The following is a 16,728-nucleotide window of genomic DNA, read 5'->3' as shown; positions in this document are numbered from 1 at the left end:
ACCGAAGGGCAGCTATGTCACGCATCACGGCCGTGCTGGGCCCGACCAATACTGGCAAGACCCATTATGCCATCGAACGGATGCTGGCCCACCGGACGGGGATCATCGGCCTGCCGCTGCGGCTTCTGGCGCGCGAGGTCTATGACCGCATCGTGAAGGCGCGCGGACCCTCCGTCGTGGCGCTCGTCACCGGCGAGGAGCGCATCGTGCCGCCGCGCGCGCAATACTGGGTGGCCACGACCGAAGCGATGCCTGATTTCGCTGCTGATTTCGTGGCGGTGGACGAGATCCAGCTCGCCGCCGATCCGCAGCGCGGCCATGTCTTCACCGACCGGCTGATGCGCGCGCGCGGCCTGCACGAGACGCTGCTGCTGGGGTCGGACACGATGCGCCCTGCCATCTCCGCGCTGATCGACCGGGTGCAGTTCATGCGGCGCGAGCGGTTTTCGACGCTGAGCTGGGCCGGGTCGAAGAAGATAAGCCGGATGCCGTCCTGTTCGGCCATTGTCGGATTCTCCGTGGATGATGTCTATGCGATTGCCGAGTTGCTGCGCCGCCAGAAGGGCGGGGCTGCGGTGGTGATGGGCGCGCTCTCGCCGCGGACCCGGAACGCGCAGGTCGAGATGTATCAGTCGGGCGAGGTCGATCACCTGGTCGCCACCGACGCCATCGGCATGGGGCTGAATCTTGATATCCGCCATGTCGGCTTCTTCTCCACGGTCAAGTTCGACGGCCGCCGGATGCGGCCGCTCTTTCCCCATGAGATGGGCCAGATCGCGGGCCGTGCGGGGCGACACACCGAACCTGGCACGTTCGGCGTCACTGGCGAGGCCAGCCCGCTGGACGAAGGGCTGATCGGCGCCATCGAGAACCACCGCTTCGCCCCCATCTCTCGGCTGATGTGGCGCAACCCGGCGCTGGAATTCGGCACGATGGACCGTCTCGTGGCCAGTCTGGAGGCGGCGCCGGACAGCCCGTGGCTGGTCAAGGGCCGCGAGGCGGACGACCTGTCGGCGCTGAAATCCCTGCGCGATCTGCCCGAAATCCGCGACCGGGTGACCACCGCGCCGGATGTGCGCCTGCTCTGGGATGTGTGCCGCATCCCGGATTTCCGCTCCATCTCTCCGGCGGAACACACCAGCTTGCTGTTGCGGATCTTCACCTTTCTGCAGGACGGTGCGATCCCCGATGACTGGCTGGCCCGCGCGATCAAGCGGATCGACAGAACCCAGGGCGACATCGATGCGTTGTCGAAGCGCCTCGCCTTCATCCGCACCTGGACCTATGTGGCGCAGCGCACCGGCTGGGTCGGGGATGAAACTTATTGGCGCGAGGCGACGCGCACTGTAGAAGATCGCCTGTCGGACGCGCTGCACGCCGCGCTGACGCAACGATTTGTGGACCGGCGCACATCCGTTCTGATGCGCCGGCTCAAGCAGAAGGAGACCCTCGTGGCCGAGGTGAATGACAAGGGTGAAGTCAGCGTCGAGGGCGAGTTCGCCGGGCGGCTGGAAGGGTTCCGCTTCAAGGCCGACGCCACCCAGAATCCGGACGAGGCGCGGATGCTGAACCGTGCCGCCTACGAGGCGCTGCGCCCGGAATTCCATCTGCGCGCGGACCGGTTCCACAATGCGCCCGATACGGAGCTCGATTTCACCGAACAGGGCGGGCTGATGTGGGGCGACACCGCCATCGGCAAGCTGGTCAAGGGCTCCGAGCCGATGAAGCCGGGGGTGGACGCCTTCGTGGATGAGGAGGCCGGCACCGACATCGCCGACAAGGTCCGCCGCCGCCTTCAGCATTTCATCGACCGCAAGGTGGCCACGCTGTTCGAGCCGCTGCAGGCCATGAGCCGGGACGAGACTCTGACCGGGCTGGCCCGCGGCTTCGCGTTCCGCATGGTCGAACATCTGGGTTTGATCCGGCGCGAGGAAGTCGCGGCCGAGGTCAAGGATCTGGATCAGGAGGCGCGTGGCATGCTGCGCAAGCATGGCGTGCGCTTCGGGCAGTTCACGATCTTCATGCCGGCGCTGCTGAAACCCGCGCCGACGCGGCTGCGGCTCGTTTTGTCCGGGCTGTGGCAGGGGCTGGACGAATTCCCCGAATCGCCGCCGCCGGGGCTGGTCACCATCCCGAACCTTCCCGATGTGCCGGCCTTGGCCTATACGCTGTCGGGCTACCGTCCGGCCGGCGAGCGCGCGATCCGTATCGACATGCTGGAACGTCTAGCCGACATGCTGCGCAGCCAGGACACGCGCGGCGGGTTCGAGGCCAACCCGGACATGTTGTCGATCACCGGCATGACGCTGGAGCAATTCGCCAATCTGATGGAGGGGCTTGGCTACGCCGCCGAGAAGGGCGAGCGTGAAAAGACCAAGCCGGATCCCGTCCCGGCGGCGACGCCCCCCAAGCCGGAGGCCGAGGCCGATCACGACCACCCGCTGACCGAAGAGGAATCGGTGCTGGCTGCCGAGACCCGCGCGAAATGGGAGGCCGAACAAGCCGAAAAGAAGAAGGCGGCAGCAGATGCAGCCGCCGCGTCCGGCGAAGCGCCCGCAGAGGGGGGGCCGACCGAGGAGGCCGCCGCGCCCGAGACGGAGGTCTTCTATACCTTCCGCTGGGCACCGAAACCGCGCGGCCCGCGTCAGGGACAGGGCGCGCGCCGTCACGGCAACCGGTCCGATGCGGGCGAGGGCGGCGGCGGTCGCCGCCAGGGCAGGAAACCGCAGGGCGAGCCCGAGGGCGGCAAGCAGGGCCGGGGCGGCAAGCCGGGCAAGGGCGGGAAACCGCGCGGCAAGGGCGAGCGGAGCGATCGGCCGAAGAGCTTCAGCACCCGGCCACCCAACGCCGAGAAGCGGATCGACCCGGACAACCCTTTCGCGGCGGCGCTCGCCGGGTTGATCAAGAAGGACTGAGCCGATGCGCTGGCTGACCGAGGATGATCTGTCGCGGATCTACGGTCAGCCCGCCGCGCCCGCCACCGCGAAGGTGGCCGATCACCTGACGCCGGATTATCGCGCCTTCATCGAGCGGGCGCGGTTCTGCGTGCTCAGCACTGTCGGCCCGGAAGGAACCGATGCCAGCCCGCGCGGCGATGACGGCCCTGTGTCGACTGTCCTCGACCCGGTGACGCTGGCCATCCCCGACTGGCGGGGCACTGACCGCATCGATTCGCTGCGCAACATTGCCCGCGACGATCGGGTGAGCCTGATGTTCATGGTGCGGGGCTCTGGCAATGTCATCCGGGTCAATGGAAGGGCGCGGCTGACCGACGATGCCGGTCTCTGCGACCGGCTGGCGCGGAAGGGGGTGCGTCCGCGCTGCGTGATCGTGGTCAAGCTGGGCGAGGTGTATTTCCAATGCGCACGCGCCGTGATCCGGTCGGAACTGTGGAGCGGGAAAGATGACAGCGACGGACTTCCGACGCCGGGCCGGATCCTGGCCGGGATGACCGATGGCGAGGTCGGCGGCGCGGAGTACGACCGCGACTGGCCCGCCCGCGCGGCGCGGACCATGTGGTAGCGCCGCCTCCGCCGCGGCTGGCTCTCCGACAACGAAAAGGGCCGCCCCGAAGGACGGCCCGAAACATCGCTGACGGCGAAGATCAGTTCTTCGCGTAATATTCGACGACCAGGTTCGGTTCCATCTGCACCGCATAGGGCACATCGCCCAGGGCCGGGGTGCGCACGAAGCTGGCGGTCATCTTGTTGTGGTCGACTTCCAGATAGTCCGGCACATCACGCTCGGGCAGCTGAACGGCTTCCAGCACCAGGGCCAGCTGGCGCGAACGCTCGCGCACCGAGATCACGTCGCCTTCCTTCACGCGGTAGGAGGCGATGTTGACCTTCTGGCCGTTCACCTCGACATGGCCGTGATTGACGAATTGACGCGCGGCGAAGATCGTCGGCACGAACTTGGCGCGATAGACGACCGCGTCCAGACGGCGCTCCAGCAGACCGACCAGGTTTTCGCCGGTATCGCCCTTGACCCGCTCGGCCTCGGCATAGATGCGGCGGAACTGCTTTTCGGTCAAATCGCCGTAATAGCCCTTGAGCTTCTGCTTGGCGCGAAGCTGGGTGCCGAAATCGGACATCTTGCCCTTGCGGCGCTGACCGTGCTGGCCGGGGCCGTATTCGCGGCGGTTGACCGGGGACTTGGCGCGGCCCCAGATGTTTTCGCCCATGCGGCGGTCGATCTTGTACTTGGCAGAGGTGCGTTTGCTCACCGCTGATCTCCTTTTGTCAGTTTCAAAAGGGCGTTGTCCTTTCCCCGAAGGGCGACAGGCTGCCTCTCGCGAGGGCCCCCAACACCAATGAAGCGGCGCTTATAGCCGGGTTGCGGGCAGAGTCAACAGCCCTTGCCGGTCCTGCCGCATCGGGCCACAAAGGCAGTCATGAAACAGATCATCTGCATCAAATGGGGCACGAAATACGGCCCGGATTACGTAAACCGCTTCTACGGCATGGTGTCGCGCAACATCACCCCGCCGTTTCGGGTGATCTGTTTCACCGATGACGGCGCGGGGCTCGACCCTGCGATCGAGACCCGCCCGCTGCCCGACCCGGATTTCGTGATGCCGAAAAACACCCCCGGCAAATGGCCGAAATCCCAGCTCTGGGGCGATCTGGGCGACATCACCGGCACGGTGCTGTTCATGGATCTGGACATCATCGTCACCGGCAATCTCGACGGGTTCTTCGAGTTTGGCGACCCGTCCGACACGATCACCGCGAAGAACCCGAACACCCCGCTGGAACGGATGGCGCAGACCTCGATCTACCGGATGGAAGTGGGCAGGCTCGCCCCGATGCGGGAGAAATTCCTGTCCGATCCGCAGGGTTACGCGGATAAGTTCCGCTATGAACAGCGCTTTGTCACCCGCAATGCGCCCGGCGGGGTGAAATTCTGGCCGCGCGGCTGGGTCAGCCATTTCCGCATGCACTGCATCCCGCCCTTCCCGCTGAACTATCTGCGCCCGCCGCGCATTCCGCGCGGCACCAAGGTGGTGATCTTCGCCGGGCATCTGAACCCGGATGACGCGGTGATCGGGCAATGGTCCAAAAGCGATCCGGTGCGTTCGCCCGGCGATCATCTCAAGGCCACATTCGACGGGCGCCGCCGCGAGAGCCTGTCGAAACATCTGCGTCATTTCTATCTGCCGGCCACCTGGATTGCCGAGAAATGGCGCTGAATCAGGGCTGAAGAAGCGTGTATTCATCCGGGAAGCGTCCCAGATATTCCAGCATCGGCCCGACCGCCCGCCATTGCTTGAACATGGATTTGCCCAGATCCCGCCGCGCGGGCCAGTGGCGGCGATCGAGTGCCGCGCCGCGCGGCGCATCGGGAAAATGGCGCGGCAGGATGGCTGCGTAATCTTTTCGCAGCCGCATCGGCACCCGCGCATCGGCGCTGTCCAGCCACGGTTTGTGCGGGCCGATGAAATGCACGATGCAGGGATCGGCAATCGCCATGATCTGCGCCGAGGACCAGGTGAACTGCCAGTTCCAGAGCGGGCTGATCTCGGCCCAGTCTCCGGCGAGCACCCCGTTCATCAGCGCCTGATCGCGCCCCAGCCCGGCCAGGTGATCGCGGGCAAACCCCGCGGCCCTGCCCGTCAGATCATGCTCGGCCCAGGCCTCGGTGTCGATCATCACGACGCCTGCGTTGAAATAGGGCCGGGCGGACAGACCCAGTTCGCGGAACTCGCGCATCCGGCGCTTCGGCGTGCGCCATTGCCGGTTGTCGCGCACCGCCGCCACGGCGTGACCGCCCATATCCGCGCAGAGCAGGCGTCGCGGATCGCCGCGCTCGAACACCACGTCGCTGTCGAGAACGAGAATGCGGCGATAGATCCCGCGCAGCGCCGCGGCCGCGAATAGCTCCATATAGGTCGCGACGCTGCGGCGGGCATCGGTGGGCAGCGCATCCATGATCTGATCCTGACGCGCCGCAAGATGCGCGATCCCGGCGTTGCGCAGCAATGGCGGCAGCTCCAGAGGCTCCGGCCCGCCAATCAGCACGTCATAACCGCGATCCGCTTCGGCCAGTTGCAGGGCGGGGATCGCGGCATAGGGCAGGTAATTCGCATCGCAGGCGACGATCACCGCCACGTCGTTTCGCGGCGCGAACCCGGCCGTGATCTGCGAGAATGCGGTCATCGGAAAGCACCCACTCGGAACCACGCCCCATGCCGGGCGGTCTCTGCCGCGCCGCCGGGGCAAGGAGTAACCCTTGCGGGGATGGCGGGGTTCCGCTAACCGTCGCGGAAACCCGCAATCCGAAGGCCCGCCCATGCGTCTGTCGCGTTATTTCCTGCCCGTCCTGAAGGAAGACCCCAAGGAGGCGCAGATTGTCAGCCACCGGCTGATGCTGCGCGCCGGCATGATCAAGCAGCAGGCGGCGGGGATTTATTCCTGGCTGCCGCTGGGTCAGAAGGTGCTGCGCCGGATCGAACAGATCGTGCATGAGGAACAGCAGCGCGCCGGGCATATCCCGGTGTTGATGCCGACCCTGCAATCGGCGGATCTGTGGCGCGAAAGCGGGCGCTACGATGCCTATGGCGCGGAGCTGTTGCGCATCACCGACCGGCATGAGCGCGACATGCTCTATGGCCCGACCAACGAGGAGATGATTACCGACATCTTTCGCAGCCATGTGAACAGCTACAAGGATCTGCCGCTAACGCTGTACCACATCCAGTGGAAATTCCGCGATGAGCTTCGCCCGCGTTTCGGCGTGATGCGGGGGCGCGAGTTCCTGATGAAGGACGGCTATAATTTCGACCTGACGCGCGAGGATGCGCTTCATGCCTATAACCGGCATCTGGTGACCTATCTGCGCAGCTATGAACGCATGGGGCTTCAGGCGATCCCGATGCGCGCCGATAGCGGGCCGATCGGGGGCGATGACACGCATGAATTCCTCGTGCTGGCCGAGACCGGCGAGTCGGAAGTGTTCTACGACAGCGAAATCACCGGGCTGAAATTCGGAGACCGCGAGATCGACTATGACAGCGTCGAGCAGTGCCAGGCCGTGCTTGAGGAGTTCACCAGCCGTTACGCCCGCACCGATGAAACCCATGACGAGGCGGTGTTCAACGAGATCCCCGAGGACCGCCGCCGCTCCGCCCGCGGCATCGAGGTCGGCCAGATCTTCTATTTCGGCACCAAATATTCCGAGCCGATGGGGGCCACGGTGGTCGGCCCGGACGCGCAGCGCGTGCCGGTCCATATGGGCAGCCACGGCATCGGTGTCAGCCGCCTGGCCGGCGCGATCATCGAGGCCAGCCATGACGACAAGGGCATCATCTGGCCCGAGGGCGTGACGCCGTTTCATGTCGGCATCGTCAATCTGAAACAGGGCGACGCGTCCGTCGATTCCGCCTGCGAGGCGCTGTATCGCGATCTGACGGCCAAGGGCTTCGATGTGCTCTATGACGACCGAGATGAGCGGGCGGGGGCGAAATTCGCCACGATGGACCTGATCGGCCTGCCCTGGCGGCTGACCGTGGGTCCGCGCGGATTGCAGGCCAACAAGATCGAACTGACCTCGCGCCGGTCGGGCGAATCCGAGGAACTGTCCCCGGCCGATGCGGTGGCAAAGCTGGAAAAGATCTATCAGCCGGTGTTCGACGCGGCGAAATAGCCTGCCATTGCTGCCGTCCGGGCCGGACCGGCCCGGCTGAGGCGCATTAGCCCGGCAGATTCAGCCGCCGCGCAAAGGACGCAACTTCGGCGTCGTCCGCGCGCAGCGACGCGAACAGCGTGGCCTGGCTGGAATGGATCAGCGCGTCGGGCAGCACTTTCAGGTGATTGGCCCTGAGCGTGGCACCGCTGCTGGTGATGTCGGCAATCGCCTCTGCCGTCAGATTGGCAACCGTGCCTTCTGTCGCGCCCTGGCTGTCGACAAGCTGGTAATCCGCCACCTCCGCCTCGGACAGGAAGGCGCGCACCAGCCGGTGATACTTGGTGGCGATCCGCAGCCGGAACCCGTGGTCACTGCGGAATTGACGGGTGATGGCCGCGAAATCGTCCAGCGTTTCGCAGTCGCGCCAGCAGGCGGGGACCGCCAGCACCAGATCGGCGTGACCAAACCCCATCGGCGCGATCTCACGCACATCAGAGCGCCAGCCGGCCAGCTTTTCGCGCACCAGATCCGATCCGGTCACGCCCAGATCGATCCGCCCCGCCGCCAGCTCGCGCGGGATTTCCCCCGCAGACAGCAGCACCAGAACCAGATCCGCTCCCTCGACCCGGCCCGCATATTCGCGGTCCGATCCGCTGCGGCTCAGCGTGATGCCGCGATCGGCGAACCAGCCGAACGTGTCCTCCATCAGCCGCCCCTTCGACGGCACACCGAGTTTCAGCATGTGGCCTCCAGCTCCGCGATCAGGCCGGGGCGGATGATGCCGCCCACCGCCGGGATGGCCCGGCCCTGCCCAAGCTGCGCGGTCAGTGCGTCATAGCGCCCGCCCGACGCGACCGGGGGCCAGTCGGGGTGATCGGCGGCGAAGGTGAAGGTCATGCCGTCATAATATTCCATCGTCTCCCGCCCGTGGCTGGCGGCAAAGCGGATCGTCGCGGGATCGACGCCGCGCGACGCGATCTGGTCGAGCCGGGTGGCCAGCCGGTCCACCGCCTCGGCGATCTGGGGGATTTCGTCCGCAAGTCCGCGCAGCGCGGTCACGGCCTCGGGCGCGGGCGCATCGACCGCGAACAGCCGGGTCAGCCGGTCGGCCCATATCGCGGGCAGCGGCGTCTCGTCGGGCTGCGTCTCCAGCAGGGCGATGCGCGCCTCCATCTGCGGCCCGGTTCGCAGCCCCGTCCAGGGCGCGTCCGTCTGCGACAGATTGCGGGGCGCGGCGGGCCGGGAATAGCGTGCCAGCAGCCGCGAGAAGCGGATCGGCCGCCAGACATGGTGCAGCAATGCCCCGCGGCGCGCGTCAGAGACCGGCAAGGCGCGAATCGCGTCCAGCAGGATATCCATATCGCCCATCGCAGCGCTGAGCCCGTAGGGCAACAGCAGCCGGTGAAACAACGCGAAGATCTCGGCATCCGCCTCCGGGTCGCGGGCGAAGATCTCGAACCCCGCCTGCAGGTATTCGTTGTCGCGCGGGTGATCGGGCCGGGTGTCGCCGTGATCCTGCTTGCGGAACACCTCGCCCAGATAGCAGTAGCGGGCGGGCTCGGCCCCATCCCGCATCTGCATCTGCACCACCGGCACGGTAAAATCCGGGCGCAGCACGACCTCGCCCCGGACCGGATCGGTGGTGACATAGGCGCGGGCGCGAATATCCTCGCCATAGAGATCCAGCAGCGTGCCGGCGTCGAGAAGGATGTCGGGCGCGACCTCCACCGCGCCGGCATCGCGGAACGCCGCCAGAAGGCGTTGCCCGGCCTGCAACTTGGCGGCCTTGCCTACCATCGCGCCAGCATCTCCCTGACCGCCGCAACCAGATCGCCGCGCGGCGCCTCGGCCTGAGCGGGCTGGGATTTCCATTCCTCGTGGCTGACCTCCGCGGCCAGCTTCGCGCCGAGGATCAGATCCTTGAGCTGCACGATGCCGCGCGCGGCCTCGTCTCCGCCCTGGATGATGGCGATGGGGGCACTGCGCTTGTCGGCATATTTAAGCTGGTTGCCGAAATTCTTCGGGTTGCCCAGATACACCTCGGCGCGGATCCCGGCGGCGCGCAGCTCGGCGGCCATGGCGTGATATTCGGCCATGCGGTCGCGGTCCATGACGGTGACGACGACCGGGCCACGCTCTTCTGCGCCCGTCAGCCCCTTGGCCTGGAGCGCCGCCAGCAGCCGGTCCACGCCGATCGAGACGCCGGTGGCCGGCACCTTCTGCCCGGTGAAACGCTCCACCAGACCGTCATAGCGCCCGCCCCCCGCGACCGAGCCGAATTGCCGCTTGCGGCCTTTTTCGTCGAGGATTTCAAAGGTCAGTTCGGCCTCAAAGACCGGGCCGGTGTAATATCCCAGCCCGCGCACGACCGAGGGGTCGATAATCGCGCGATCCTCGCCTACGCCGAGCCCGCGCAGCAGCGCGGCGATCTGGGCCAGCTCCTCGACGCCCTCCGCCCCGATGGCGGACGGGCCGACGGCGCTGCGCAGATTCATCAGCGTCATCGAGTTATCCGTGCCGCGCGAGGTCAGGAAGCGCAGCACCGGCTCGGCCTGTTCGTCGCTCAGCCCGACACCCTCGATTTCCGCGCCGGAGGAGTCCTTGCGCCCGGTGGTCAGCAGCGCCCGCACCCCGTCCTCGCCCACCTTGTCGAACTTGTCGATCTGGCGCAGCACATCATCGGCCTTGTCGCCACCCGCGACGCCTGCCGCTTCCAGCACACCGTTCAGCACCTTGCGGTTGTTGATCCGCACGAGATAATCGCCGCGCGCGATGCCAACCGCTTCCAACGCGCCCGCCAGCATGGCGCAGATTTCGGCATCCGCCGCGACCGAGGCGCTGCCGACCGTATCGGCGTCGCATTGATAGAATTGCCGGAAGCGGCCCGGTCCGGGTTTTTCGTTGCGCCAGACCGGCCCCATCGCATAGCGGCGATAGGGCGTCGGCAGATCGTTGCGGTATTGCGCCGCCACCCGCGCCAGCGGTGCGGTCAGGTCATAGCGCAGCGCCAGCCAGTCGCCCGCGCCGCCACCCGGAACGGCCTCTTCCTGCCAGGCAAAGACACCGGCATTGGGACGATCCACATCGGGCAGGAACTTTCCGAGCGCCTCGACCGTCTCCACCGCCGAACTTTCCAGCGGCTCGAAGCCGTGCAGGTGATAGATCTCGGCGATGCGGTCCAGCATGGCCTTGCGCTCGGTGACCTCAGCGCCGAAATAGTCGCGAAAGCCCTTGGGCGTGGCGGCCTTGGGGCGCGGGGATTTTGTCTTGTCCTGCGGCATGGAACCTGTCTCCGTCTCAGCCGGGGGCTTAGCGGAGATGAATGGAATGGACAAGTTGCAGCATCTGGAGGAGGGCATCGCCCATCTGACGCGGATTTTGGACGAGCTGTCCGAGGTGGTCGCAACCCAGGATCGAGACATCGCGCGACTGAAATCGCGGGTCGGCATGCTTCTGGAACGCGAGGCGGAGCGGGAGGCCGATGCGGGCGGCACGATCCCGCTGGCCGATCAGCGCCCGCCGCACTGGTAGACGCCGCAACCGGGGCTGCGCAGCACCCTGCGACGTGCCGCGCAGGCGCGCCCGCGCGATGACGGAACGGCTCTAGATGAAGCCTAATTCCAGCCGGGCCTCTTCGGACATCATGTCCATGCCCCATTGCGGCTGGAAGGTCATTTCCACATCGACCTCGCGCACGCCGGGCACGGATTCCACAGCATCCGCGACCCAGCCGGGCATCTCGCCCGCCACCGGACAGCCCGGCGCGGTCAGCGTCATCACGACGCCAACCTTGCCCTCATCCGAGATGTCCAGCGTATAGATCAGGCCGAGATCGTAGATATTCACGGGAATCTCGGGGTCGTAAACCGTTCGGCAGGCCTCGACCACCGGATCGTAAAGCGGATGCTCCGTGCTCGACGGCCGGATCAGCGGTTCACCTTCTTGCGGTTCGTCAGTCATTGGCGTCATCCCGTTCTGCTGCCTCAAGATATAGGTCATGATCCGCCCCGCTTCCAGTGCCGCCCTGCGCTGCGGAGAGACGAGATGCACGCGACAATCTATCTTGCTCCGAAATGCGCGACCCTCCGGAAGCTGCCGACCAAACTGCGCGAACGCGGCATCGATCCGCAGATCGACGTGTGTCTGAAAACGCCGCCGTGGCGGAACAGGCTCCGCCGGATCGTGCGGGAACCCGGTTGTGTCTGCGCGGCTTGCCGCGCCGCAAGGAAAGGCCGTTTTGCGAACTGGAGTTGGATGACACCGCGCCAGCCGATGGCGAGATCCTTGACGCGGTGGAGGGGCACCCGGCGCTGCTGACGAGGCCGGTCGAAGTGACCGGAATGGGGACGCGGCAGTTTCGGCCAATCGTAACACCGGCCGACAGCATCTGATCGTCTCAATCACATCGGGGGCCGCGCGCTTGTATTCACTCCTGCGGGGCGTCCGAGGAGAGCAGGTTCGGCTCTCCATCGTCGGTGCTGTTCTCGACCATGCGCTCGAAGGCGTCATCCGGCCGGATATCGGCGGCCGAAGGGGGCTGCGCGGCGGCTTTCTCCGGTTGCGGCTTCGGCGGCTCGGCGTCCGTGGTCGCGGCGGTGTCCACCACCGCCTCCGAGCCGGGCGGCGGGATTTCCTCCATCCGCACCCGATAGATCGGTTCCGGCAGGCCATAGCCGGCGGATTCCAGTGTCTCCTTCAGCATGCGGATGGCCTCGCCGCGGGCCTTGTTGAACTCCGCCCCCTGCTGCGTCACCCAGCCCGAGAAGCGCATGATGACATTCGAATCCCCGACCTCGGCCACCCAGACCGCGGGCTCGGGGGAGGGCAGCACGAATTCCATCGCCTGCAGCGTGCGCAGCCCAAGCTCCCGCACCGCGTTGAGATCGGAGGCCGCATCGACGCCCAGATCGAAGATGAAGCGGCGTTCCGGGTTGCGGGTGTAGTTGGTGATGACGGCCTTGAAGACGGTCGAATTGGGGATGCGGATATGGTTGCCGTCGAGCGAGAGCAGCGTGGTCGCACGGCTGGTCAGCCGGATGACGCGGCCCTCATTGCCCTCGATCAGGACCAGATCGTTGGGGCGGAAGGGCTGGCGCAGCGACAGCATGACCGAGGCGATGAAATTCTCCACTGTGTCGCGCACCGCAAAGCCGAGCGCGATCCCGACGATCCCCGCCGCGCCCAGGAAGGTGCCCAGAAGCGCCGTCGCCCCGAGAATGTCGAGCGCCACGACGAGTGCTGCCACCCAGAACCCCATGCGGATGGCGGTGCGCAGGATCTCGGCGATGAACGGGTTCGGGGCCAGACGGTCCCAGGGCTGGCGCAGCCGGGCCACCAGGTTGCCGATCCAGCCGATCAGCACCGCCGCCAGCACCGCCACCAGCAGCAGCGGCAGGAACGCGACGCTTTGCAGCAAATGATCCTGGAACCTTTCCACGACCGGCTCCAGCCGGGCGCGAAGCTGGGTGTTCTCCTCGACCCGGTTCTGGATCTCCACTACGCCTTCCACGCGGCCGATCAGCCGGTCCAGCCGCTCCACCGCGCTGCTGTCGAGCGCCGTGCCGTCCAGCGTGACGATGCCCGCACTGACATCCACCGCGACATCCGCGTATCCGTCGAGCTCCGACAGGATCGATTCGATCCGGGCGCGGATGGCGGCATCGGTGCTGGCGTCGTCGCTGACCGCGATGACCGAGTCGGGCTGCGGCTCCGCCTCCTGCGCGGCAAGCAAGCCTGGCGCAAATAACAGGCTCGCGGTCAGCAGCAGGAACGCAAAGCGGTGCAGCATCAGCCCATGACCGGGTCGGATTTCGCCAATTCGTCGAACCGCATCAGGCTGGCGACGAGCGCCGGCATCCGGTCCAGAGGCACCATGTTCGGCCCGTCCGACGGCGCGTTGTCCGGGTCCTGATGGGTTTCGATGAACACCCCCGCCACGCCGAGCGACACCGCCGCCCGAGCCATGACCGGCGCAAATTCGCGTTGCCCGCCCGAGGAGACACCCTGTCCGCCCGGCTGCTGCACCGAATGGGTCGCATCCATGATGACCGGGTATCCGCTGCGTGCCATGATCGGCAGCGAGCGCATATCGGCCACCAGCGTGTTGTACCCGAAGCTGGCCCCGCGCTCGGTCAGCAGGATATTCTCGTTTCCGGTGGACGCGACCTTCTCGGCCACGTTGGGCATATCCCACGGCGCCAGGAACTGGCCCTTCTTGATGTTGACCACCGCGCCGGTCTGTCCCGCCGCCAGCAGCAGATCGGTCTGACGGCACAGAAAGGCGGGGATCTGGATCACGTCCACCACCCCGGCGGCGGCGCGCGCCTGTTCGGCATCGTGGATATCGGTCAGCACCGGGCATCCGAGCCGGTCGCGCAGCGTCTCCAGCATGCGCAGGCCGTCTTCCATCCCGACGCCGCGGCGACCGCCAAGCGAGGTGCGGTTGGCCTTGTCATAGCTGGCCTTGAACACATAGCCCGCCCCGCTTTCGGCGCAGGCCTTTGCCATCGCTTCACCGATCATCAGCGCGTGATCCAGCGTTTCAAGCTGGCACGGCCCGGCGATGACGGTCAGCGGCAGGTCATTGCCGCAATCGAGATTTCCGATCCGGACATGCTTCATGTGGACACCTGTTCGCGCAGAATCGATGCCGTCAGCGACATCAGCAGATAGATGCCCAGGAATATAAGGAAGGCAACGATGGTATTCGAGACCGCCTTCGGATAGGCGGCGGCTTCCGGCACGATCGGCGCGACGGAGAGCGAGAGATAGCGCACCTGCTTGTTCGCCTCCACCCGCGCGACCTCCAGCAATTCGGCGGAGTTGGCCATCAATTCTTGCCTGATGGCCAGATCGGCCTGCGCCATTTGCAACCGCCCGCCGATCTCGGCAATCGATTCCCGCGTGTCGCTGCCCTGCGTCAGCTCGGAGCGCGAATCGTCGATCATCTGCTGAATGCGCTCGATATCGCCGCGCACGCCCTGAACGCGGCTGGCATTGGGGCTGAGATTCGATTCGAGCTGGGCCAGTTCCAGCCGCTTGGTGGTCAATTGCCCTTCGAGCTGGGTGATCCGGTTCATCACCAGCGAGCTTTCCGACTCGGCGTCGAAGACCCCCATCTGCTGCTGCAACTCCTGCACGGCATCCTGCGCCTGCAACACGCGCTGCTCGGCATTGAGGTAGTTCTGCTGTGCTCCGGCCATCTGGTCCTCGCGCACCCGCGAGGTCATGTCGTCGACCATCCCCTCGGCATAGCGGATCAGGGCGCGCGAATACTGCTCGCTCAACTCCGGATCCGGCGCGACGACATCCATGTTCAGCACGCCCTCGGTCGGGTCATACTTGACCTTGACCATGTCCTTGAAGGTCTTGAACGCGGTGTCGTCATTCACGTCCTCGGGCAGCCGCAGCAGCGGGTCGAGCGACGGGTCCTGGAAGGCGGATTTGAAACCGATTTCCTCGTCGAGCCGCAGCATCGCGTTCTTCGAGGTCAGATAGCTCTGCACCGCGACGAAATCCGGGTTGAGCTGGATGCCCGACAGGATCGAGTTGCCGCTGGCGGTGATGGCGGAATCGGCCTGCTGGATCAGGAATTGCGATTTCGTCTCGTAAAGCGGGGTGGCGATGCGGAAATAATACCAGCCCGCGATCAGCGTCGGAATGCCGACCAGCAGAAGCAGACGGACCGCCAGCCAGAACTGCTTGCGTCGGCGCCTGCGGGCAATGTCGCGCTGAATGCGGATGATCTCTGCCGCGCGCTTCTCCTCGGTCAACTGTTCGCGCGACGGCAGGCCGTCCTTGCCGGCCGGCACCTTCACCGGGGTGATCTGGCCGAGGGGCTGCGGGCTGCCGGGCAGTTGCGGGTCGCGGCGCAGCGCGATCTCGCTGCCGGTGGCCGGGCCAGCGGCGCGGTTCTGTGCCCCGCCCGCCGCGCGGGAGGAGGCGGTTCCGGCCGAGGCCATCACCTTGCTGAGCGAGGAGCGGTGGAACGGGTCGACACCGCGTTCGCGCAGCGCGATCACCGCTTCCTCGTCACTCTCGACATCCATGCCGTGCATGGTGGCGATGCGGCGCGCCAGCCGAAGCTGCCGCCCGGTCAGTTCCTCGGCCTTCACCGCCGCGATCCGTTCGGCCATCTGGCTGTCTTGCCCGGCCTTCTCCCGTCTCGCCTCGGCCTCATTCGCCGCGCGTTCGGCGTTCGCCATCTCCTCGGCGGCACGGCGGCCGGCGCCATCCTGTTCGTGCAGCGCCGCCCCCGCCCGCTTGCTGCGATAGATGCGGACCTTAGGCCGTGTAGTCATAGTATTGCTTCGCCTCTTGCAGCGTTTCGAACATATAAAGCTTGCCATCGCGCAGCACCGCGGCCTGGCGGCAGAATTTCTCCAGGATCTCGGCCTGGTGCGACACGATCACCACGGTCGCGTTCTTCAACCGCTCCTCCAGCACCTGACCGGCCTTGCGGTTGAAGCTCGCATCCGTCGCCGTCGGCATGCCTTCGTCGATCAGGTAGATGTCGAATTCCAGCGCCAGCAGCAGCGAGAACACGAACCGCGCCCGCATCCCGCCCGAATAGGTGCCGACCGGCATGTCGAAATATTCGTCGATATCGGTGAGCCAGCGCGAGAAGGCGGCGACGTAATCCGGGTCGAGCCCGTAGATGCGGGCGATGAATCGCGCATTCTCGTTCGCGGAATGCTGGGGCACGACCCCGCCCATGAATCCCAGCGGAAAGGAGATCCGGCAATCGCGGCGGATGATCCCCTCATCAGGCTGTTCCAGACCGCACATCATGTTGATGATCGTTGTCTTGCCGGTGCCGTTGGGGGCGAGAATGCCAAGCGACTGGCCAAGCTCGACCCGGAACGACGCATTGTCGAGGATCACCTTGCGCTGCGTTCCGGTCCAGAACGATTTCGAGACATTGTCGAATTCCAGCATAACCCCGTCCAAGGCCTGGGTGCGGGTCGGCCCGTGTCCATACACCCCTGCGGCGGCCGCGCCGTCCGCACCGGCAAAAATAGCAGTTGCCTGCGTGAAGTCCACCAATGGTTGTCCGGCTGGTTTATAACATCACAACGCACAGCTTCATTTCTTCGGCCCCGG

15 protein-coding genes are annotated in these 16,728 nt (G+C 66.1%); 5 read left to right on the top strand and 10 right to left on the bottom strand.

Going from position 1 to position 16,728, the window contains the following annotated elements:
- The first annotated feature begins 14 nt into the window (after positions 1–14).
- Positions 15–2,915: a helicase-related protein gene (locus tag BLT73_RS08740; protein ID WP_245727196.1), complete on the top strand. Its 2,901-nt coding sequence runs from the start codon at positions 15–17 to the stop codon at positions 2,913–2,915.
- 4 nt (positions 2,916–2,919) lie between these two features.
- Positions 2,920–3,522 (top strand): pyridoxamine 5'-phosphate oxidase family protein, encoded by a 603-nt coding sequence (locus BLT73_RS08735; RefSeq protein WP_090522914.1) that lies wholly within the window; start codon positions 2,920–2,922, stop codon positions 3,520–3,522.
- A gap of 82 nt (positions 3,523–3,604) precedes the next feature.
- Here the strand turns inward: BLT73_RS08735 and rpsD are convergent, their stop codons facing one another.
- On the bottom strand, positions 3,605–4,225 hold the full coding sequence (rpsD, locus tag BLT73_RS08730; RefSeq protein ID WP_090522912.1) for a 30S ribosomal protein S4: 621 nt from the start codon (positions 4,223–4,225) through the stop codon (positions 3,605–3,607).
- 168 nt (positions 4,226–4,393) lie between these two features.
- Here rpsD and BLT73_RS08725 point away from each other — a divergent pair, with 168 nt between their 5' ends.
- Complete coding sequence (locus tag BLT73_RS08725; RefSeq protein WP_090522911.1) at positions 4,394–5,191, top strand: glycosyl transferase; 798 nt, start codon at positions 4,394–4,396, stop codon at positions 5,189–5,191.
- A gap of 1 nt (position 5,192) precedes the next feature.
- Here BLT73_RS08725 and BLT73_RS08720 read toward each other — a convergent pair whose 3' ends face one another.
- Positions 5,193–6,158 (bottom strand): glycosyltransferase family 8 protein, encoded by a 966-nt coding sequence (locus BLT73_RS08720; RefSeq protein WP_176805010.1) that lies wholly within the window; start codon positions 6,156–6,158, stop codon positions 5,193–5,195.
- 133 nt (positions 6,159–6,291) lie between these two features.
- On the opposite strand from BLT73_RS08720, the gene proS reads away from it, so the two are divergent.
- Entirely contained in the window at positions 6,292–7,644 is a 1,353-nt protein-coding gene (proS, locus tag BLT73_RS08715) for a proline--tRNA ligase (protein ID WP_090522907.1), read from the top strand.
- A 46-nt stretch (positions 7,645–7,690) separates the two neighbouring features.
- Here proS and hisG read toward each other — a convergent pair whose 3' ends face one another.
- From hisG to hisS, 3 genes are read right to left on the bottom strand one after another with little or no spacing between them, the layout of a single operon-like run.
- Positions 7,691–8,368: an ATP phosphoribosyltransferase gene (gene hisG / locus BLT73_RS08710; RefSeq protein WP_090522905.1), complete on the bottom strand. Its 678-nt coding sequence runs from the start codon at positions 8,366–8,368 to the stop codon at positions 7,691–7,693.
- Positions 8,362–9,423 carry an ATP phosphoribosyltransferase regulatory subunit gene (locus BLT73_RS08705; protein ID WP_090522903.1) on the bottom strand — a complete coding sequence of 354 codons (1,062 nt, stop codon included), beginning with the start codon at positions 9,421–9,423 and terminating at the stop codon, positions 8,362–8,364. The genes hisG and BLT73_RS08705 overlap by 7 nt, the downstream gene beginning before the upstream one ends.
- A complete protein-coding gene (gene hisS / locus BLT73_RS08700) occupies positions 9,417–10,907 on the bottom strand; it encodes a histidine--tRNA ligase (protein WP_090522901.1) in 1,491 nt (496 codons plus the stop codon). The genes BLT73_RS08705 and hisS overlap by 7 nt, the downstream gene beginning before the upstream one ends.
- Before the next feature lie 46 nt (positions 10,908–10,953).
- Between hisS and BLT73_RS08695 the strand changes: the two genes are divergently transcribed.
- Complete coding sequence (locus BLT73_RS08695) at positions 10,954–11,157, top strand: SlyX family protein (RefSeq protein ID WP_090522899.1); 204 nt, start codon at positions 10,954–10,956, stop codon at positions 11,155–11,157.
- Positions 11,158–11,229: 72 nt separating this feature from the next.
- On the opposite strand, the gene BLT73_RS08690 is transcribed toward BLT73_RS08695, so the two are convergent.
- The 5 genes from BLT73_RS08690 to BLT73_RS08665 all read right to left on the bottom strand — a co-directional run bounded on the left by BLT73_RS08690 (position 11,230) and on the right by BLT73_RS08665 (position 16,563).
- Positions 11,230–11,586: an SUF system Fe-S cluster assembly protein gene (locus BLT73_RS08690; protein WP_090523126.1), complete on the bottom strand. Its 357-nt coding sequence runs from the start codon at positions 11,584–11,586 to the stop codon at positions 11,230–11,232.
- Positions 11,587–12,052: 466 nt separating this feature from the next.
- A complete protein-coding gene (locus BLT73_RS08680) occupies positions 12,053–13,414 on the bottom strand; it encodes a mechanosensitive ion channel domain-containing protein (RefSeq protein ID WP_090522895.1) in 1,362 nt (453 codons plus the stop codon).
- The gene (kdsA, locus tag BLT73_RS08675) at positions 13,414–14,247 is read right to left on the bottom strand and encodes a 3-deoxy-8-phosphooctulonate synthase (protein ID WP_090522893.1); all 834 of its coding nucleotides are present in this window, start codon (positions 14,245–14,247) and stop codon (positions 13,414–13,416) included. Before kdsA ends, BLT73_RS08680 begins: the two co-directional genes overlap by 1 nt.
- Positions 14,244–15,926, bottom strand: coding sequence for a KpsE/RkpR family capsule polysaccharide export protein (locus BLT73_RS08670; protein ID WP_090522891.1), 1,683 nt, complete (start codon positions 15,924–15,926; stop codon positions 14,244–14,246). The genes kdsA and BLT73_RS08670 overlap by 4 nt, the downstream gene beginning before the upstream one ends.
- Positions 15,910–16,563, bottom strand: coding sequence for an ABC transporter ATP-binding protein (locus tag BLT73_RS08665; RefSeq protein ID WP_090523124.1), 654 nt, complete (start codon positions 16,561–16,563; stop codon positions 15,910–15,912). The genes BLT73_RS08670 and BLT73_RS08665 overlap by 17 nt, the downstream gene beginning before the upstream one ends.
- Positions 16,564–16,728 lie beyond the last annotated feature (165 nt).

The sequence above is a fragment of the Paracoccus isoporae genome (assembly GCF_900101865.1).
GTDB classification, from domain to species: domain Bacteria; phylum Pseudomonadota; class Alphaproteobacteria; order Rhodobacterales; family Rhodobacteraceae; genus Paracoccus; species Paracoccus isoporae.
This window is presented reverse-complemented; position numbering and strand designations above follow the sequence as displayed.